Raw genomic sequence first — 17598 nt, 5'->3', positions numbered from 1 at the left:
CGCTACAAGGAGCTAACAAGTGGCACGCGTCAAGCGGGCAGTCAACGCCCACAAGAAGCGCCGGGCGATCCTGGAGCAGGCCAGCGGTTACCGCGGCCAGCGCTCGCGCCTGTACCGCAAGGCGAAGGAGCAGGTCACCCACTCCCTCGTCTACAACTACAACGACCGCAAGAAGCGCAAGGGCGACTTCCGTCAGCTGTGGATCCAGCGGATCAACGCCGCGGCCCGCGCCAACGGCATCACCTACAACCGCTTCATCCAGGGTCTGAAGGCCGCCAACATCGAGGTGGACCGCAAGATCCTCGCCGAGCTGGCCGTCAACGACGCCAACGCCTTCGCGGCGCTCGTCGAGGTCGCGCAGAAGGCGCTGCCGAGCGACGTGAACGCCCCGCGCGCGGCTGCCTGAACCGCCGCCCCCGCCGCACCGCGGCGGTGACGTACGGACCCGTGGACCCTGAGGTCCACGGGTCCGGTCGCGTCCGCACACCGCCCCGCCGCGCGAGGAGCCAGACCGCGGCCGGAGCGGTCCCGCACCGAGCCACGAACGCAGGGAGCCCCGCGATGTCCACCGGTCCCGAGCTGATCTCCCCGCGCTCCGCGCGGGTCGCCGCGGCCCGGCGGCTCGCCCGCCGCAACGTCCGCGGCAAGGAGCGCCTCTTCCTGGCCGAGGGACCGCAGGCGGTGCGCGAGGCGGCGGCCCACCGGACCGGTGACCGGGCCACCCTGGTCGAACTCTTCACCACCCCGGACGCCGCCGAGCGCTATCCCGAGATCATGGCCGGCGCCCGCGAGGTCGGCGCCCGCGTCCACCTCGCCGGCGAGGAGGTGATCGCGGACATCTCCACCACCGTCACCCCGCAGGGCCTCGTCGGCGTCTGCCGGTTCCTCGACACCCCGTTCGCCGACATCGTCGCCGCCCGCCCCCGACTGGTCGCCGTCCTCGCCCACGTCCGGGACCCCGGCAACGCCGGCACCGTCCTGCGCTGCGCCGACGCCGCGGGAGCGGACGCGGTCGTCCTGACCGACGCCTCCGTGGACCTGTACAACCCCAAGGCGGTCCGGGCCTCCGTCGGCTCCCACTTCCACCTTCCGGTGGCCGTCGGCGTGCCGGTGGAGACGGCGGTCACCCGGCTGCGGGAGGCCGGGGTGCGGATCGTCGCCGCGGACGGCGCGGGCGCGGACGACCTCGACACCGAACTCGACCGGGGCACCATGGGCGGTCCCACCGCCTGGGTGTTCGGCAACGAGGCGTGGGGCCTGCCCGAGGAGACCCGGGCCCTCGCCGACGCGGTGGTCCGGGTGCCCATCCACGGCAGGGCCGAGAGCTTGAACCTCGCGACCGCCGCAGCCGTATGTCTCTACGCATCCGCCCGGGCACAGCGCACACGGGGCGGCTGCCGGGCATAGGGTGCGCCCACGGGGCACGCCCCCCGCCCGTCCGTCCGTACGTCGCGGGGTGCGCCTGCGGGGCGTCCACCCGTGCCGTCGGTGACTGGTAGTAGGGGACCGACGACTAGTAGGGTGACGAACTCGGGGGCCCACTGCGCCAGTTCGAGAGGTGGGGTACGGGGTGATGACGGTCGGCACCGGTGGTGCGGCGGACACGGACGGTGCATGCGGCGCCGTCGTGCCCGCAGATCAGGACGCGTACGGAACCACCCCGGACGACCTCCCCGACGGGTTGGTCATCGCCGACGAGGGCGGTCGGGTCATCTGCTTCAACGCCGCGGCGGCCCGGATCACCGCCGTCCCCCCCGACCAGGCCCTCGGCAGGCCGCTGGACGTCGCCCTCCCGCTGGAGGACCTGGAGGGCCGGCGCTGGTGGCGGCTGACCGACCCCTACGGGGGGCTCGCCATCCGGGTCGGACAACCCGAGCGGAACCTGTTGCTGCCCGGCGGACGCGAGGTCATGGTCACCGTCCGTTACGTCCGGAGCGCACCGCAGGGGCCGGTTCGCCGCGTCGTCGTGTCCCTGCGGGACACCGAGGCCCGCCGCCGCACCGAACGCAGCCACGCCGAGCTGATCGCGACCGTCGCCCACGAGCTGCGCTCCCCCCTCACCTCCGTCAAGGGCTTCACCGCGACCCTGCTCGCCAAGTGGGAGCGCTTCACCGACGACCAGAAGCGCCTGATGCTGGAGACCGTCGACGCCGACGCCAACCGCGTCACCCGGCTGATCGCGGAGCTCCTCGACATCTCCCGCATCGACTCCGGGCGCCTGGAGGTCCGGCGCCAGCCGGTCGACATCGGGGCGGCGGTCGGTCGGCACGTCCAGGCCCACGTGGCAGCCGGACAGCCCGCGGACCGGTTCCTGGTCCGGCTGCGCCAGCCGCTGCCCGCGCTCTGGGCCGACCCCGACAAGATCGACCAGGTGCTCAGCAACCTGTTGGAAAACGCGGTGCGGCACGGCGAGGGAACTGTCACCATCGAGGTGGAACCCACGCCGTGCCCGCGGGAACCCGGGATCACCGGGACCTCGGTCACGGTCAGCGACGAGGGGCCAGGCATCCCGGAGGAGTCCATGAACCGTGTCTTCACCCGCTTCTGGCGGGGCAGCAAGCGCGGCGGCACCGGACTCGGCCTGTACATCGTCAAGGGCATCGTCGAGGCCCACGGGGGAACGATCACCGTCGGACGGAACCCCAACGGCGGGGCGCAGTTCCGATTTACCCTGCCCGTGGCCATCCCCGCCTATCTGGTCTGAGGGGTCACGGGCACACCCAGACAGGGCGGCTCCCCGACGCACCCGCCCCCCTCCCCGCACACCGGGGGCGGGGCCCTACGGCGCGGGAGCGGAGCCCGACCCCGTTAGACTCGGCCCCTGGCACCTTTGCGTCCCCACAGTCCGGGACGGCACCGTCCCTCTCCCGGGACGGGGCGTCCACGAGCCGGGACGGGGACCATCCGCCAGCCAATCGGAAGCACGGGAAGAGATGTCGGCACCGAACAAGTCGTACGACCCTGTCGAGGTCGAGGCACTGAAACCGGAAGAGATCGAGCGCATGCGGGACGAGGCGCTCGCCGCCTTCGCGTCCGCCGGTGACCTCGCCGGGCTCCAGGAGGCGAAGATCGCCCACACGGGAGGCACCTCCCCGCTGGCGCTCGCCAACCGGGAGATCGGCGCCCTGCCCCCGCAGGCCAAGGCCGAGGCCGGCAAGCGCGTCGGCCAGGCCCGGGGAGCCGTGAACAAGGCGCTCGCAGCCCGCCAGGCCGAACTGGAGGCCGAGCGCGACGCCCGCGTCCTGGTCGAGGAGGCGGTGGACGTCACCCTGCCGTACGACCGCGTACCGGCCGGCGCCCGCCACCCGCTGACCACGCTGATGGAGCGCGTCGCCGACGTCTTCGTCGACATGGGCTACGAGATCGCCGAGGGCCCCGAGGCCGAGGCCGAGTGGTTCAACTTCGACGCCCTGAACTTCACCCCGGACCACCCCGCCCGGCAGATGCAGGACACGTTCTTCGTCGCCGGGCCGGAGGGCGAGGGCACGGAGTCCGGCGTCGTCCTGCGCACCCACACCTCCCCGGTGCAGGCCCGGGCGCTGCTCGCCCGCGAACTGCCCGTCTACGTGGTCTGCCCGGGACGGGTCTACCGCACCGACGAACTGGACGCGACGCACACCCCGGTCTTCCACCAGATCGAGCTGCTGGCCGTCGACGAGGGCCTCACCATGGCCGACCTCAAGGGCACCCTGGACCACATGGTCCAGTCGCTCTTCGGGGCCGACATGACGACCCGGCTGCGGCCCAACTACTTCCCCTTCACCGAGCCGTCCGCCGAGATGGACATGCTCTGCTACGTGTGCCGCGGCGAGTCCGTCGGCAACCCCGACCGCCCCTGCCGCACCTGCGGCAGCGAGGGCTGGATCGAGCTGGGCGGCTGCGGCATGGTCAACCCCCGGGTGCTGGTCGCCTGCGGCGTCGACCCGGAGAAGTACAGCGGGTTCGCGTTCGGGTTCGGCATCGAACGGATGCTGATGTTCCGCCACAACGTCGAAGACATGCGAGACATGGTCGAGGGTGACGTCCGGTTCACCCGGCCCTTCGGGATGGAGATCTGATGCGGGTCCCGCTTTCCTGGCTGCGGGAGTACGTCGACCTCCCCGCCACCGAAACCGGCCGTGACGTCCAGGCCCGGTTGGTCGCCGCCGGCCTGGAGGTGGAGACGGTCGAACAACTCGGCGCCGGCCTCAAGGGCCCCCTCGTCGTCGGCCGGGTCCTCACCATCGAGGAGTTGGAGGGCTTCAAGAAGCCCATCCGCTTCTGCACCGTCGACGTCGGCGCCGCCAACGGCACCGGCGAGCCGCAGGAGATCGTCTGCGGCGCCCGCAACTTCGCCGTGGGCGACAAGGTCGTCGTGGTGCTGCCCGGGGCCGAACTGCCCGGCGGTTTCGCGATCGCCGAGCGCAAGACCTACGGCAGGGTCTCGCGCGGCATGATCTGCTCCAGCGACGAGCTGGGCATGGGCGACGACGGCACCAAGGGCATCATCGTGCTGCCGCCCGAGCTGGAGGTGGGCACCGACGCCATCGAGCTGCTGGAGCTCGTGGACGAGGTCCTCGACATCGCGGTCACCCCCGACCGCGGCTACTGCCTGTCGATGCGCGGCGTGGCCCGCGAGGCGGCCACCGCCTACGGGCTGCCGCTGCGCGACCCCGCCCTGCTCGACGTGCCCGGCCCCAACGCCTACGGCTACCCGGTCCAGGTCGCCGACCCGCGGGCCTGCGACCGCTTCACCGCCCGCACGGTCACCGGGGTCGACCCCGAGGCGCGGTCCCCCATCTGGTTGCGCCGCCGCCTCCAGAAGGCCGGGATGCGCCCGATCTCGCTGGCCGTCGACATCACCAACTACGTGATGCTGGAGCTCGGCCAGCCCCTGCACGCCTACGACCGGCACCGGGTGGGCGGTCCGCTCGGCGTGCGCCGGGCCGCCGCGGGGGAGGAACTGACGACCCTGGACGGGGTCCGACGCACCCTCGACGCCGAGGACCTGGTGATCACCGACGACCGCGGGCCCATCGGCCTCGCGGGGGTCATGGGAGGTGCGGACACCGAGATCGCCGACGCCGTCACCGACCCGCACAGCGGTGAGGTCACCGGCACCACCGAGATCGTGGTGGAGGCCGCGCACTTCGACCCGGTGACCATCGCGCGGGCCGCCCGACGGCACAAGCTGTCCTCGGAGGCGTCCAAGCGCTTCGAGCGCGGCGTCGACCCGCTGGCCGCGTCCGCCGCCGCCCAGCGCACCGTGGACCTGCTGATCCTGCTCGCGGGCGGCACCGCGGACGCGGGCGTGACCGAGTTCATCGGCCCGGCCGCCCCGCACACCATCCGGATCAGCGCCGACCACCCGGACCGGGTGGCGGGCGTCACCTACGGGCGGGAGACGGTGGTGCGCCGCCTCCAGCAGGTCGGCTGCGACGTGTACGGGCAGGACGAGCTGACGGTCACCGTGCCGTCCTGGCGTCCCGACCTCACCGACCCCAACGACCTCGCCGAAGAGGTCATCCGGCTGGAGGGCTACGAGAACCTGCCCGCCACCCTGCCCCGGCCCCCCGCGGGCCGCGGCCTGACCCACCGCCAGCGGTTGCACCGCCGGGTCGGTCGGGCGCTCGCCGGAGCCGGCTACGTGGAGGCGCTGAACTACCCGTTCCTCGGTGAGCAGGCGCTGGACCAGCTCGGACTGGACGCCGACGACCCCGACCGCCGCACGGTCCGGCTGGTCAACCCGCTGAGCGACGAGGAACCGGCGCTGCGCACCACGCTGCTGCCGGGCCTGCTCGGCGCGCTGCGCCGCAACGACGGCCGCGGCAGCCACGACCTGGCCCTGTTCGAGACCGGACTGGTGTTCCACCCCCGTGAGGAGCAGCGGACCGCGGCCCGGCTGCCCGTCGAGCACCGGCCCTCGGACGAGCAGATCGTGGCGCTCACCGCCGCGTTGCCCGTCCAGCCCCGCCATGTCGCGGTCGTCCTCGCGGGCGCCCGTGAACAGGCCGGCTGGTGGGGCGCCGGACGCCCCGGGGACTGGGCCGACGCGATCGAGGCCGCCCGGACGGTCGCCCGCGAGATGGGCGCCGAACTCGCCGTGGACCAGGGCCGGTACGGACCCTGGCATCCCGGTCGCTGCGCGGTGCTGCACGTGGTGCTCGACGGGGTGAAGACCCTCGTCGGCCATGCCGGTGAACTGCACCCGCGGGTCGTCAAGGCGTTCGGGCTCCCGGCCCGGACCAGCGCCATGGAGCTCAACCTCGACCTCCTCCAGCGGGCCGGCGAGGGCCTGCCCGAGGCCCCCCGGATCTCCACCTTCCCGGTGGCGACCCAGGACGTGGCGCTCGTGGTCGACGCCTCGGTGCCGGCCGCCGCGGTGGAGCACCGGCTCCGCCTCGGCGCGGGTCCGCTGCTGGAGTCCGTCCGGCTGTTCGACGTCTACACCGGCGACCAGATCGAGTCGGGCAAGAAGTCGCTGGCGTACGCGCTGCGCTTCCGGGCACCCGACCGGACGCTGACCGTCGAGGAGGCGTCGGCCGCCCGTGACGCGGCCGTCGCCTCGGCGGCGGAGGGTGTCGGAGCGGTCCTGCGCGGGGCCTGAGCCCACGGGCGGACCGCCTTTCCACCGGGCCCTCCGCCCGGTGAGCGCACCTCAGGGGGCGCGTCCCGAGTCCGGGACGCGCCCCCTCGTGCATGCCCGCACCCCGCTCACTCGATCGGGTGGCACTACCGGCTCCTGCGGCACGGCAGCCCCGCGCACTCGCCAGAATCGACCCCGAACGTAAGGGTTTCGGCCCGGGAGCAGGGCCTACGAGGGAGACCGCCGGCATGATCCGCACCAGTGCCGGGGACCTTCCCCGGGCCCGATCCGCCCTGCGCGCCGTCGGCCCGCCCGCCCTCTGGGGCGCCCTCGCCGCGACCTACGAACTCGTCTGCCCCCTGGCCCGCGCCGAGGACCTCGCCGCCCGGTTCCTCACCGGTGCGGTGTTCTGCGCCGCCGGCGCCGGGTACGCCCTGCACGCCCGCGCCGCCGTACGGCGGGAGACGCGCCACCTGCGGCAGCTCGCCCGGGCCGTGCAGAACGCCCTGCTCCACCCCCTGCCGGACCGGCTCGACGGCCTCGCCCTCGCCGGCGGGCGCCGCACCGCCGCGCACGGTGCCGGAGTCGGGGGCGACCTCTACGAGGTGCTCGCCACCGAACACGGGGTCCGCGTGGTCATGGGCGACGTCCGCGGGCACGGTCCGGCCGCCCTCGCCGCGGTCGCCGCCGTCCTCGGCTGCTTCCGCGAGGCGGGCCACGAGGAGCCCCGACTCGCCGCGGTGCTGCACCGCCTGGACCGGGCCTTCGCCCGCCACCTCGCCGAACGGGCCACCCGCCCCGGGGCCGCGGTATCCGCCGCCGGCGAGGACTTCGTCACCCTGCTGCTGTTGGAGATCGCCCGCGACGGCAGGGTCCTCGCCCTCAACTGCGGACACCCCTGGCCGTACCGGCTGCGCGCCCTCGCCGGGCCGTGCGGCACCCGGGGCCGGGCCTTCCCCGTCACCGACGCCGACCCGCTGCCTCCGCTCGGCCCGTTCCCGCTCCCGGAACTGCTCCCGCCGGTGGACTGCGGACGGCTGCTGCCCGGCGAAGCGCTGTTCCTGCACACCGACGGCGCGGTGGACGCCCGCGACCGGTGCGGCCGGTTCTTCCCGCTGGACGTGGTGCTGATGGACGCCATCCGCTCCGTCCCGCTCTGTCCCGAGGGGGTGGTCCGCACGGTGTTCCACCAGTTGCTGCGCCACACCGGCGGTCCGCTCACGGACGACGTGACCCTGCTGGTGCTGCGCAACGACCGCCCCCGGACCGGCCCGGGCCCGGCCGGACCGGTGCCGAGACCGGCCCACCGGGTCATCTGAGGGACGCGGTTCCGCATCAGCGGATAGGCCGGGGTGGTCGGCGGCCGTGTCGCACCACCCGGGGCGTCCGCCCGCTGCTTGTTCCGTCAGGCCAGGGCCTGTAGCGCGTAGAGCGTGCCCACGGTGGTGGCGAGCGTGCCGAGGAGGAGACGTAGGGCCTTCTCCGGGAGGCGGGGCTGGAGGCGTGCTCCCAGATAGCCCCCCGCCAGTCCGCCGAGGCCGCAGGCCAGTCCCAGCGGCCAGTCGGGCGCGACATCGCCCGAGCTGAGGAGGGACAGCGCAGCGTAGGTGGCCGCACCCACGATGGAGGTGGCGAACGTGGCGGCGAGGGCGGCCGGCGCCACCCTGTTGATGGGCAGACCGCGGGCGGCGAGGATCGGACCGAGGAGGGAGCCGCCACCGATGCCGTAGATCCCGCCGACCGTTCCCACCCCCACGGCCAGAGCGGTGAGCGCGGCCGGGGACGGTTCCGTGGCCGCACCCCGGTCCTCGCGAGCCCGGGAGAGGGTGCGGAAGCACAGCCACAGGCCGAGCGGGAGGAGCAGGGCGGCGACGAGCACCCGGAAGACGCCTGGGCCGGGCAGGACGAAGACGCGGACGGTTGCGCCGAGGACGACGCCGGGAAGGGTTCCGGTGACCATGCGCCGGACCAGGCTGCCGCGCAGGGCCCCGTCGCGGCGGTACCGCCAGAGGGCACCCGGTCCGGCCACGACGTTGAACAGCAGGTTGGTCGGCGTGACGGCAGGGTTGGGTACGCCGAAGACGCTCAGGTGGACCGGAAGCAGGAAGACCGCTCCCGAGACCCCGACGGGTGCCGTTACTGCTGAGATCATCAGGCCGGCTGCCAGGCCCGCCCAGATCGTCCACCACTCCACCGCTGTTCCGCCCTTCCCCCGCTGCGTCGCCAGTATCGGCGGTGCCTGCTGGGGAACGACGGGCTGCAATGTGTTCTTCACGAACAGCGGCTGTGGCGGCCGACTTGTGGTCCCGGCCACTGCCCTTGTGGCTGGTTCGGGCGGGTGCCGCGGGGGTGTTCGTCGATCCCGTGGGCGGCGAGGAGTCCGGAGCCGGAGGTAAGGATTGCGCCGGAACGAGGGAAGACCCCGACAGCGCCGAAAGGGCGGAGGGCGCTGGCCGGGGTCCTCGTGCCGGCCCGTACTGGGCTGCGCAGCAGGCCAGAGGCTCAACCGTAGGGGTAGAACCCCGAGCCCGACTTCCGGCCCAGCCGGCCCGCGTCCACCATCCGCTGGAGCAGCGGGGGAGCGGCGTACAGGGGCTCCTTGAACTCGGCGTACATGGAGTCGGCGACGGAGGCCACGGTGTCCAGGCCGATCAGGTCGGCCAGCTTCAACGGACCCATGGGGTGGGCGCAGCCCAGCTCCATCCCGCTGTCGATGTCCTCGCGACTGGCGGAGCCCGATTCGAACATCCGGATCGCGGCGAGCAGGTACGGGATCAGCAGGGCGTTGACCACGAACCCGCTGCGGTCCTGGGCCCGGATGGCGTGCTTGCCGAGCACCTTCTCCACCAGCAGTTGGGCACGGCTGAGGGTGCCCTCCGAGGTGGTGAGCGCCGGGATCAGCTCGACCAGCGCCTGGACCGGCGCGGGGTTGAAGAAGTGGATGCCGATCACCTGGTCGGGGCGGGAGGTGGCGACCGCGAGCCGGACCAGCGGGATGGAGGAGGTGTTGGAGGCGAGGACGGCGTCCGGGCGGGTGACCACCTGGTCGAGCACCCGGAAGATCTCGGTCTTGACCTGTTCGTTCTCCACCACGGCCTCGATCACCAGATCGCGGTCGGCGAAGGCGCCGAGGTCGGTGGTGAAGGCGAGCCGGTCGACCGCCGCGGCGCGTTCCGCCTCGCTGATCTTGCCGCGTTCGGCGGCCTTCGCCAGGGAGCCGTACAGCCGGGTGCGGCCCAGCTCCAGTGCCTCGCCGGTGGTCTCGGCGACCTTGACGTCCAGTCCGGCGCGGGCGCAGACCTCTGCGATGCCCGCACCCATCTGGCCGCAGCCCACCACTCCGACGCGGGTGATGTCGGTCAGTGTGTCCGTCACTTCGTCCCTTTCGTGAACCTCGGTACGGCCGGGCCCGCGGCCCGGCGACTGCCTCGGCCTGCACCGTACTCCGGATCGCCGCCGGGTCCGCCCCTCGGGTGTGCGGCATGCTGGCCGTACGACGGGCGTCCCGGCCGGGGCCGCCGGGCGCGGTGGACGGAAGGACGGGGCAGCACGCATGGGGTCGGTGAGTCGTAGGGAGTTCGCGGTGGGGTCGATGGTGACCCTGGCAGGGATGGCGGTCGCCGGGGACGCGGCGGCCGGCGCCGGACGGCAGGCGCCCGTAGCGCAGGAGCGCCGCACCGGGCACCCGATCCGGGGCATGTGGCTGGCCAGCGTCACCAACCGGGACTGGCCCTCCGCGGCCGGTCTGTCGGCCGCCGCGCAGCGGGCCGAACTGGCCGGGTTCCTCGACGTCGCCGTCGAGCGGCGGCTGACCGCGGTGGTCCTCCAGGTCCGCCCCTGCGCCGACGCCCTGTGGCCGTCCCCGCACGAGCCGTGGTCGCAGTACCTCACCGGCACCCAGGGGCGCGACCCCGGCTGGGACCCGCTCGGCACCGCCGTCGCGGAGGCGCACCGCCGGGGGCTGGAACTGCACGCCTGGTTCAACCCCTACCGGGTGGCCTTCCACACCGATCCGGGTCGGCTCTCCGCCGGGCACCCGGTGCGCCGCAACCCGCACTGGGCGGTGCCGTACGGCGGCAAGCTGTACTACAACCCCGGGCTGCCCGAGGTGCGGGCCTTCGTCCGGGAGGCGATGCTGGACGCCGTCCGCCGCTACCCGGTGGACGCCGTGCACTGGGACGACTACTTCTACCCGTACCCGGTCGCCGGGCAGGAGTTCGACGACGCCGACGCCTACGCGGAGCACGGCGACGGCTTCGGGGACCGGGCGTCCTGGCGCCGGCACAACACCGACCTGCTGGTGCGGGAGACCGCCGAGCGGCTGCGCGAGGTGCGGCCCGGCGTCCGGCTGGGGATCAGCCCCTTCGGGGTGTGGCGCAACGCGGCGACCGATCCGCGCGGCTCCCGGACCCGGGCCGGCGTGCAGACCTACGACGACCTGTACGCGGACACCCGCACCTGGGTGCGCGAGGGGTGGATCGACTACGTCTGCCCCCAGCTGTACTGGAACATCGGGTTCGAGCCCGCCGACTACGCGGAGTTGCTGGGTTGGTGGGCGCGCACGGCGGAGGGGACGGACGTCGACCTGTACGTCGGCGAGGCGCTCTACAAGGCGGGCGATCCGGCGCAGCCGGCCGGCTGGCAGGACCCGGCCGAACTCTCCCGCCACCTCGACCTCGCCCGGGAGCACCCCCGGGTGGACGGGCACGTGTTCTTCTCCGGTCGGGAGGTCCGGGACGATCCGTCCGGGGCCATGGCCCGACTGGTAGACGACCACTACCGCGTCCGGCTCCGCGGGCGGCGCTGAACCTCCGCGGGGCCGGGGTCAGCGGCTCCCGCGCTGCTCCCGCCGGGAGGTTCCGTGACGGACCACGCAGTCGGGTCCCGGCGACTTCACCGCCTCGTGCCCGTTGGCGTAGCGCACCCGGTACGGCGGTGCGCCCGCGTCGCCCATCACTTCGACGATCTCCGCGACCCTGTCGTGCTGCCCCACGGTCCTGCCGTGGACCAGCAGCCGGTCGCCCTTGGCTGCCCGCATCGCGCTGCCCTCCTCGTGGTGCGCGGGGCGTCGTCCCCTCCGAACGGGCCGGTGCCGGGACGGCGACCCGTGCCGCGGTGCTCATCGGTTGTGCCCGTGTTCGCCAGTTTACGTCCGGTTCGGGGGTTCGCAGCGGAAGATTACCTTCCGTTAAGCCTTGACCTGAGCTTCGCCGGCCCCCACGATCGCCGCATGCAGGTTCGGGTCACGCTCATCGCGGCCGCCCGCAGCTCCCCGCTGCTCGCGGAGCGCTTCGACGAGGACCGGTCGCTCGACGAGGCCGGCTGGCAGGAGGTGCGCCTCGCCGCCCCCGCCCTCGTCCCGTTCGGCGCCGCGGAACTGCGCTACTGCTCGCCGACCCCGCGCAGCCGGGACACCGGCACCGCGCTCGGGTTCGCCCCCCTCGTCCAGCCCGCGCTCAGCGACTGCGACATGGGTCGCTGGCGCGGTCACACCCTCGCCGAGGTGGCGGTGCGGGAACCGGCCGCCTTCGACGCCTGGCTGCGCGACCCCCGACTCGCCCCGCACGGCGGCGAGTCGCTGTGGCGCTTCATCGGCCGGGTGGGGCACTGGCTGGACACCCGCCCCGCCGACGGCGGGGTGAGCATCGTCGCCGTCGCCGAACCGGCCGTGGTCCGTGCGGTCCTCGTCTACGCCCTGAGGGTGCCGCCCCTGACGTACTGGAGCATCGACGCCCGCCCCCTGTCGGCGGTGACCCTCACCGGCGGCGCCGGACAGTGGAGCCTACGGCTGGGCTAGGCACCCCGCGAGCCCAACTCCCTTGCCGCGGGCCTAGGATGAGGACGCACACGGGCGAGGATTCACAGCGGTGCCCCTGACCCAGGCGCCGTGGGGGAGGCACGGATGACGGCCGAGAAGGGCACCGGAGCACGACGGACGAAGGGCTTCGTGGCCGGTGCGCTGCTGGTGAGCGCCGTGGGCTGGGCGGCCACCGACCACCTCAACGACACGACGTCCACCAGCCCCTTGCCGGAGCAGCGGGGGGCCTGGAGGACGGCCGACTGCACCCGGGACCCGTCGCTGTGCAACGACCCGTCGCAGGACTCCGTGGACCCGCTCGCGGAGTCCTGCGAGGAGCTGGCGCGACGGGTCGAGCGGGAGCGGATCGCCCGTGCGCTGGAGAGCCCGTCCGGCGTCCCGGACTCCCGGTTCTCCGCACAGGTCTGTCTGCGCGCCGCCCCCTGACCGCGGGCCGCCGTGCGGGGCCGGCGGGACGGGCCTAGCCTGGGAAGGCCGTTGTCCTCGGCCGGCAGGAGGCCCCATGCGGTACTCGCGCAGGCACTGGCGCACGGTGTGCACGGTGGCGGTGACGGCGGGACTGCTCGTCGTCCCCGTGTCCTCCGGGGTCGCGGTGACCACCACGCCCCCCGCGGTGACCGCCGCCTCCGACACCCCGTCCCCACCGCCCACGTCCACCGGCACCGCCTTCCCCGAACTCGACGCCGATCTCTCCGCACGCCTCGACGACGCCGTCCGCAAGGTCATGTCCGAGGCGAACGTGCCGGGCGTGACCGTGGGGCTCTGGGCCCCCGGCAAGGGCAGCTACGTCCGTTCCTTCGGCGTCGCCGACAAGACCACGGGGGAGCGGATGGACCCCGACCTCTTCCTGCGGATCGGCAGCGAGACCAAGACCTTCACCGTCACCGCCCTGCTGGAACTCGTCGACCAGGGCAAGGTGGGACTCGACGACCCGATCTCCCGGTACGTCGACGGAGTCCCGAGCGGCGACCGCATCACGCTCCGGGAGCTGGCCGGCATGCGCAGCGGGCTGTTCAACTACTCGATGGACGAGGACTTCTTCAAGGCGCTCACCTCCGACCCGGAACGCCCCTTCACCCCACAGGAGTTGCTCGACTACGCGTTCAAGCACCCCCTCCAGTTCGAACCCGGGACGCAGTTCGAGTACAGCAACACCAACCTCATCCTGCTGGGGCTGGTCGTGGAGCAGGCGGGCGGCATGCCCCTCGACGAGTACGTCCAGCGCAACGTCCTGGACCCCGCGGGGCTGCGCCACACCGTCTTCCCCACCGACGCGGCCTTTCCCAGCCCGCACGCGCACGGCTACACCGACCAGACCGCCTCCGGCCGCACCGAGGACGCCACCGACTGGAACCCCTCCTGGGGCTGGGCCGCCGGAGCGATGATCAGCAACCTGCACGACCTGCGCATCTGGGCGCCGGTCCTCGCCAACGGCACCCTGCTCACCCCCGAGACCCAGGCCGAACGGCTGAAGACCGGACCCGCCATCGTTCCCGGTGCCGGCTACGGCCTGGGCATCTTCAACGTCCAGGGCTGGCTCGGTCACAACGGGTCGTTGCCCGGGTACGAGTCGCTGACGATCTACCTCCCCGGACCGAAGGCGACCCTGGTGGTGCTGCTCAACACCGACACGGTGCACGACGGCCAACAGCCCAGCACCCTGTTCGGCCGGGCGATCACCGAGCTCGTCACCCCGCGGCACGTGTTCGACCTGCCGGCCGAGAACTCCTCGCCGTCCCCCTCGCCCTCGTCCACCCCGCCCTCGACCGCGGTTCCGCGGTCGCCGGCCCCGTCCGCCGAGTGGGCGTCGGGCGGGGCCGCGAACGGGCCGGTCCGCTGAGGGCGCGCCTTGACCGCCGGGGTCAGTCGACCGCCCGCCGGACCAACTCGGTGATCCGCGCCTCCACCTCGGGGGTCACTTCGGTCAGGGCGAAGGCGGTCGCCCACATCGCCCCCTCGTCCAGCTTCGCCCCGTCGTTGAAACCGAGGGTCGCGTAGCGGGCCTTGAACTTGTCGGCGCCCTGGAAGAAGCAGACGACCTTGCCGTCCAGGGCGTAGGCGGGCATGCCGTACCAGAGCTTGGGCGCCAGGTCCGGAGCGTTGGCCGTGACGAGGGCGTGCACGCGCTCGGCGATGATCCGGTCCGCCTCCGGCATCTCGGCGATCTTCGCGACCACGTCTCGTGCGGCGGCCTCCGCCTTGTCGGCCCGGGAGGCGCGGCGCGCCTCCTTCCTCAGTTCCTGGGCGTGCTCCTTCATCGCGGCCCGTTCCTCGGCCGTGAAGCCCTTGCTCGTGCTGTCGTCCGCGCTGCTCATGGCGTTCTCCCCGGGCCGGTCCTGCTGGGTGGGACAGTGGGAGGGACCCTAACCCGGCGCACTGACATCGCAGGGCGCCGCGGCGCCGGACGTCATCGGGATGCCGTACGCCCCGCCGCCCGGCCGGCGGCACCGCACGCCGGCCGGGGCCTCACGCGTCGAGTTGCTGCCGGGCGGCGTCCACGGTCTGGGCCAGCAGCACCGCGATGGTCATCGGACCGACCCCGCCGGGGACGGGGGTGATCAGACGGGCCCGGGTGCGGGCGGCGTCGAAGTCGACGTCACCGACGTTGCCCGCGTTGTAGCCGGCGTCGATCACGACGGCGCCCGGCTTGACGTCCTCGCCGCGCACCAGACGGGGCACCCCCACCGCGGCGACCACCACGTCGGCCTCCCTGACGTGCGCGGACAGGTCCGCGGTGCGGGAGTGGCAGTACGTCACGGTGGCGTCCCTCGCGAGCAGGAGCATGCCGGTCGGCCGGCCCAGGATCGCGCTGCGGCCGATCACGACGGCGTGCTTGCCGGCCAGTTCCACGTCGTACTCGTCCAGCAGGCGCACGATGCCGCCGGGAGTGCACGAGACGAAGCCGGGGAGGGCGAAACCCATCGCGGCGAAGGAGCGCATGGTGACCCCGTCGACGTCCTTCTCCGGTGCGATGGCCTCGAAGGCCGCCCGCTCGTCGATGTGCGGGCCCGCGGGGTGTTGCAGCAGGATGCCGTGCACCTGGGGGTCCCGGGAGAGCGCGGTGAGCGCGTCGACCAGTTCCGCGGTCGTGGTGGTGGCGGGCAATCCGAGGTGACGGGAGCGGATGCCGACCTTCGCGCAGCGGGCCCGCTTCATCCGCACGTAGGTGACCGATGCGGGGTCCTCGCCCACGAGCACGGTCGCCAGGCACGGTTCCGTCCCCGTGCGCCGGGTGAACTCCTCGGCCCGGCGGGCCGTTTCTTCGAGCAGGCGCCGGGCCGGGCCGGTGCCGTCCATGAGCTGTGCCGTCCGGGTGGGGGACACGACTGCCTCCTGGGCGTGGTGGGACCACTTCGCCCAGGCGCACGGCAACGACGCATTCGCCGGGTCGCTCCCCGGTGGTGCTCCACCTCAGCGCCAGTCACGACCCACGGGCACTGTAGTCCACGGGGCGGTCCCCTCGGGGCGACGGCCCGTCGTCCGCCGGGAGCGGGAGCCCTACTCCTCCGGGTCGCCGCTGCGCAGCAGGCGGAGGGCCCTGTCGAGCCGGACCCGCCTGGTCTTTGGGGTGCGCGCCTGGAGCAGCGGCAGGACCAGCAGGTAGCGGCCGGTCCTGTCGAGCGCCTCGAACGCCGCCCCGGCCCGGGGGTCGGCGTCGAGGGCCGCCGCGAGGTCGGACGGCACCGTCGCCGTGCTCTGCGATGCGTAGGCCGCGGCCCAGCGTCCGTCCTCCTGCGCCCTGCGCACCTCGGCCAGCCCCGGTTCGCGCATCCGACCGGCGGCCGTCAGCGCCGCCACCTTGTCCACGTTCACCTGCGACCAGAGGCTCCCGGGTCGACGCGGTACGTACTTCTGCAGGTAGTACTGCTCGTCGAACGACCGTCGCTGTCCGGAGATCCACCCGTAGCACAGCCCGATGTCGACCAATTCGTCGTCGGTGACCGTCGGGATGCCGGACTTCTTCTTGGCCACCTTGATCCACACGCCCTCCCGGCGCGTGTGGTGTTCGGCCAGCCAGCCCTCGAACGCCGCGGCGTCCCCGTAGGCGATGACCTCTACCCCCGCGATCTCCTCCATGCGGCACAGGCTAGTGCCCGCCCTGCGCCTCCATTGCATAAATGTGCATGCCTGCGTATAGTCATGTCATCCAGAGGAGAGGAACGGCATGACGACGCGGGTGGCGGTGGCCGGGGCCAGTGGGTACGCCGGGGGCGAGGTGCTGCGACTGTTGATCGGGCATCCGGACGTGGAGATCGGAGCGCTGACCGGCAACTCCAATGCGGGCCAGCGGCTCGGCGCCCTCCAGCCGCACCTGCTGCCGCTGGCCGAGCGGGTGCTGGAGGCCACGACCCCCGAGGCCCTCGCCGGACACGACGTGGTCTTCCTGGCGCTGCCGCACGGCGAGTCCGCCGCCGTGGCCGAGCAACTCGGCCCCGACGTGCTCGTCATCGACATGGGCGCCGACTTCCGGCTGCGCGACGCGGCCGACTGGGAGCGCTTCTACGGTTCCCCGCACGCCGGTACCTGGCCCTACGGCCTCCCCGAACTGCCGGGTGGCCGCGCTGCGCTGGAGGGGTCCAAGCGCATCGCGGTGCCCGGTTGCTACCCGACCGCCGTGACCCTCGCCCTGTTCCCCGCCTACGCGGCGGGCCTGGTCGAGCCGGAGGCCGTGGTCGTCGCCGCCTCCGGCACCTCCGGTGCGGGCAAGGCGCCCAAGCCTCACCTGCTGGGCAGCGAGGTCATGGGCTCGGCCTCCCCGTACGGGGTCGGCGGCGTCCACCGGCACACCCCCGAGATGAGCCAGAACCTCGGCGCGGTGGCGGGCGGGCCGGTGAGCGTCTCCTTCACCCCGACCCTGGTGCCGATGTCCCGGGGCATCCTCGCCACCTGCTCCGCCCGGGCCCGGGCGGGGGTGACCGGCGAGGCGGTGCGCGCCGCCTACGAGAAGGCGTTCGCCGACGAGCCGTTCGTGCGGCTGCTGCCCGAGGGCCAGTGGCCCGCCACCGCCTCGGTGTACGGCTCCAACGCGGTGCACCTCCAGGTCGTCCACGATGCGGCCGCGCAGCGGGTGATCGCGGTGAGCGCCATCGACAACCTCACCAAGGGCACCGCGGGCGGCGCGATCCAGAGCATGAACATCGCCCTCGGCCTGCCCGAGACCACCGGGCTGTCCACCGTCGGCCTCGCCCCCTGAGCCACCACCCCGCCCCACCAG

17 protein-coding genes and 1 riboswitch are annotated in these 17598 nt (G+C 73.4%); of the genes, 11 read left to right on the top strand and 6 right to left on the bottom strand.

Annotated features, from left to right (window positions below; genetic code table 11):
- Positions 1-19 precede the first annotated feature (19 nt).
- The 6 genes from rplT to ACSMX9_RS03385 all read left to right on the top strand — a co-directional run bounded on the left by rplT (position 20) and on the right by ACSMX9_RS03385 (position 7884).
- Positions 20-406 carry a 50S ribosomal protein L20 gene (gene rplT / locus ACSMX9_RS03410; protein ID WP_351247848.1) on the top strand — a complete coding sequence of 129 codons (387 nt, stop codon included), beginning with the start codon at positions 20-22 and terminating at the stop codon, positions 404-406.
- Positions 407-561: 155 nt separating this feature from the next.
- Positions 562-1407 carry a TrmH family RNA methyltransferase gene (locus tag ACSMX9_RS03405; RefSeq protein WP_351247846.1) on the top strand — a complete coding sequence of 282 codons (846 nt, stop codon included), beginning with the start codon at positions 562-564 and terminating at the stop codon, positions 1405-1407.
- A 166-nt stretch (positions 1408-1573) separates the two neighbouring features.
- Positions 1574-2704, top strand: a complete 1131-nt coding sequence (locus ACSMX9_RS03400) for an ATP-binding protein (RefSeq protein ID WP_445399848.1) — start codon at positions 1574-1576, stop codon at positions 2702-2704.
- 229 nt (positions 2705-2933) lie between these two features.
- Positions 2934-4058 (top strand): phenylalanine--tRNA ligase subunit alpha, encoded by a 1125-nt coding sequence (pheS, locus tag ACSMX9_RS03395; RefSeq protein WP_351247842.1) that lies wholly within the window; start codon positions 2934-2936, stop codon positions 4056-4058.
- Positions 4058-6586 (top strand): phenylalanine--tRNA ligase subunit beta, encoded by a 2529-nt coding sequence (gene pheT / locus ACSMX9_RS03390; RefSeq protein ID WP_445399846.1) that lies wholly within the window; start codon positions 4058-4060, stop codon positions 6584-6586. The genes pheS and pheT overlap by 1 nt, the downstream gene beginning before the upstream one ends.
- A 227-nt stretch (positions 6587-6813) precedes the next feature.
- Positions 6814-7884, top strand: coding sequence for a PP2C family protein-serine/threonine phosphatase (locus ACSMX9_RS03385; protein ID WP_445399844.1), 1071 nt, complete (start codon positions 6814-6816; stop codon positions 7882-7884).
- 86 nt (positions 7885-7970) lie between these two features.
- On the opposite strand, the gene ACSMX9_RS03380 is transcribed toward ACSMX9_RS03385, so the two are convergent.
- On the bottom strand, positions 7971-8717 hold the full coding sequence (locus ACSMX9_RS03380; protein WP_445402875.1) for a TSUP family transporter: 747 nt from the start codon (positions 8715-8717) through the stop codon (positions 7971-7973).
- Positions 8718-9067: 350 nt separating this feature from the next.
- Positions 9068-9928: a 3-hydroxybutyryl-CoA dehydrogenase gene (locus ACSMX9_RS03375; protein WP_351240656.1), complete on the bottom strand. Its 861-nt coding sequence runs from the start codon at positions 9926-9928 to the stop codon at positions 9068-9070.
- A 190-nt stretch (positions 9929-10118) separates the two neighbouring features.
- Between ACSMX9_RS03375 and ACSMX9_RS03370 the strand changes: the two genes are divergently transcribed.
- Positions 10119-11372, top strand: a complete 1254-nt coding sequence (locus ACSMX9_RS03370) for a glycoside hydrolase family 10 protein (protein ID WP_445399842.1) — start codon at positions 10119-10121, stop codon at positions 11370-11372.
- Positions 11373-11390: 18 nt separating this feature from the next.
- Here ACSMX9_RS03370 and ACSMX9_RS03365 read toward each other — a convergent pair whose 3' ends face one another.
- Positions 11391-11603, bottom strand: a complete 213-nt coding sequence (locus ACSMX9_RS03365) for a DUF1918 domain-containing protein (protein ID WP_351240366.1) — start codon at positions 11601-11603, stop codon at positions 11391-11393.
- 192 nt (positions 11604-11795) lie between these two features.
- Between ACSMX9_RS03365 and ACSMX9_RS03360 the strand changes: the two genes are divergently transcribed.
- The 3 genes from ACSMX9_RS03360 (at position 11796) to ACSMX9_RS03350 (ending at position 14223) form a co-directional block, all read left to right on the top strand.
- Positions 11796-12362, top strand: a complete 567-nt coding sequence (locus ACSMX9_RS03360; RefSeq protein ID WP_351240368.1) for a histidine phosphatase family protein — start codon at positions 11796-11798, stop codon at positions 12360-12362.
- A gap of 105 nt (positions 12363-12467) precedes the next feature.
- The gene (locus tag ACSMX9_RS03355; RefSeq protein ID WP_445399840.1) at positions 12468-12809 is read left to right on the top strand and encodes a hypothetical protein; all 342 of its coding nucleotides are present in this window, start codon (positions 12468-12470) and stop codon (positions 12807-12809) included.
- Positions 12810-12885: 76 nt separating this feature from the next.
- Entirely contained in the window at positions 12886-14223 is a 1338-nt protein-coding gene (locus ACSMX9_RS03350) for a serine hydrolase domain-containing protein (protein WP_445399838.1), read from the top strand.
- A gap of 22 nt (positions 14224-14245) precedes the next feature.
- On the opposite strand, the gene ACSMX9_RS03345 is transcribed toward ACSMX9_RS03350, so the two are convergent.
- From ACSMX9_RS03345 to ACSMX9_RS03335, 3 genes are all read right to left on the bottom strand, one after another.
- On the bottom strand, positions 14246-14698 hold the full coding sequence (locus ACSMX9_RS03345; protein ID WP_445399836.1) for an iron chaperone: 453 nt from the start codon (positions 14696-14698) through the stop codon (positions 14246-14248).
- 151 nt (positions 14699-14849) lie between these two features.
- Complete coding sequence (locus tag ACSMX9_RS03340; protein ID WP_445399834.1) at positions 14850-15707, bottom strand: bifunctional 5,10-methylenetetrahydrofolate dehydrogenase/5,10-methenyltetrahydrofolate cyclohydrolase; 858 nt, start codon at positions 15705-15707, stop codon at positions 14850-14852.
- A gap of 24 nt (positions 15708-15731) precedes the next feature.
- A riboswitch (ZMP/ZTP riboswitch) is annotated at positions 15732-15818 on the bottom strand.
- 63 nt (positions 15819-15881) lie between these two features.
- On the bottom strand, positions 15882-16460 hold the full coding sequence (locus tag ACSMX9_RS03335) for a YdeI/OmpD-associated family protein (RefSeq protein ID WP_445399832.1): 579 nt from the start codon (positions 16458-16460) through the stop codon (positions 15882-15884).
- Between the two features lie 88 nt (positions 16461-16548).
- Here ACSMX9_RS03335 and argC point away from each other — a divergent pair, with 88 nt between their 5' ends.
- Positions 16549-17577 carry an N-acetyl-gamma-glutamyl-phosphate reductase gene (gene argC / locus ACSMX9_RS03330; protein WP_445399830.1) on the top strand — a complete coding sequence of 343 codons (1029 nt, stop codon included), beginning with the start codon at positions 16549-16551 and terminating at the stop codon, positions 17575-17577.
- Positions 17578-17598 lie beyond the last annotated feature (21 nt).

The organism is Streptomyces sp. LE64 (genome assembly GCF_052606915.1).
Note: the sequence above shows the minus strand (reverse complement) of the source record. Positions and strands in the feature narration are given on the sequence as shown.

What these genes read in the sequence shown, in the direction of transcription:
- ACSMX9_RS03405 (WP_351247846.1), top strand. Translation starts at nt 562, where the DNA reads ATGTCCACCGGTCCCGAGCTGATCTCCCCGCGCTCCGCGCGGGTCGCC.
- ACSMX9_RS03400 (WP_445399848.1), top strand. Translation starts at nt 1,574, where the DNA reads ATGACGGTCGGCACCGGTGGTGCGGCGGACACGGACGGTGCATGCGGC.
- pheS (WP_351247842.1), top strand. Translation starts at nt 2,934, where the DNA reads ATGTCGGCACCGAACAAGTCGTACGACCCTGTCGAGGTCGAGGCACTG.
- pheT (WP_445399846.1), top strand. Translation starts at nt 4,058, where the DNA reads ATGCGGGTCCCGCTTTCCTGGCTGCGGGAGTACGTCGACCTCCCCGCC.
- ACSMX9_RS03385 (WP_445399844.1), top strand. Translation starts at nt 6,814, where the DNA reads ATGATCCGCACCAGTGCCGGGGACCTTCCCCGGGCCCGATCCGCCCTG.
- ACSMX9_RS03380 (WP_445402875.1), bottom strand. Translation starts at nt 8,717, where the DNA reads ATGATCTCAGCAGTAACGGCACCCGTCGGGGTCTCGGGAGCGGTCTTC.
- ACSMX9_RS03370 (WP_445399842.1), top strand. Translation starts at nt 10,119, where the DNA reads ATGGGGTCGGTGAGTCGTAGGGAGTTCGCGGTGGGGTCGATGGTGACC.
- ACSMX9_RS03365 (WP_351240366.1), bottom strand. Translation starts at nt 11,603, where the DNA reads ATGCGGGCAGCCAAGGGCGACCGGCTGCTGGTCCACGGCAGGACCGTG.
- ACSMX9_RS03360 (WP_351240368.1), top strand. Translation starts at nt 11,796, where the DNA reads ATGCAGGTTCGGGTCACGCTCATCGCGGCCGCCCGCAGCTCCCCGCTG.
- ACSMX9_RS03355 (WP_445399840.1), top strand. Translation starts at nt 12,468, where the DNA reads ATGACGGCCGAGAAGGGCACCGGAGCACGACGGACGAAGGGCTTCGTG.
- ACSMX9_RS03350 (WP_445399838.1), top strand. Translation starts at nt 12,886, where the DNA reads ATGCGGTACTCGCGCAGGCACTGGCGCACGGTGTGCACGGTGGCGGTG.
- ACSMX9_RS03345 (WP_445399836.1), bottom strand. Translation starts at nt 14,698, where the DNA reads ATGAGCAGCGCGGACGACAGCACGAGCAAGGGCTTCACGGCCGAGGAA.
- ACSMX9_RS03335 (WP_445399832.1), bottom strand. Translation starts at nt 16,460, where the DNA reads ATGGAGGAGATCGCGGGGGTAGAGGTCATCGCCTACGGGGACGCCGCG.
- argC (WP_445399830.1), top strand. Translation starts at nt 16,549, where the DNA reads ATGACGACGCGGGTGGCGGTGGCCGGGGCCAGTGGGTACGCCGGGGGC.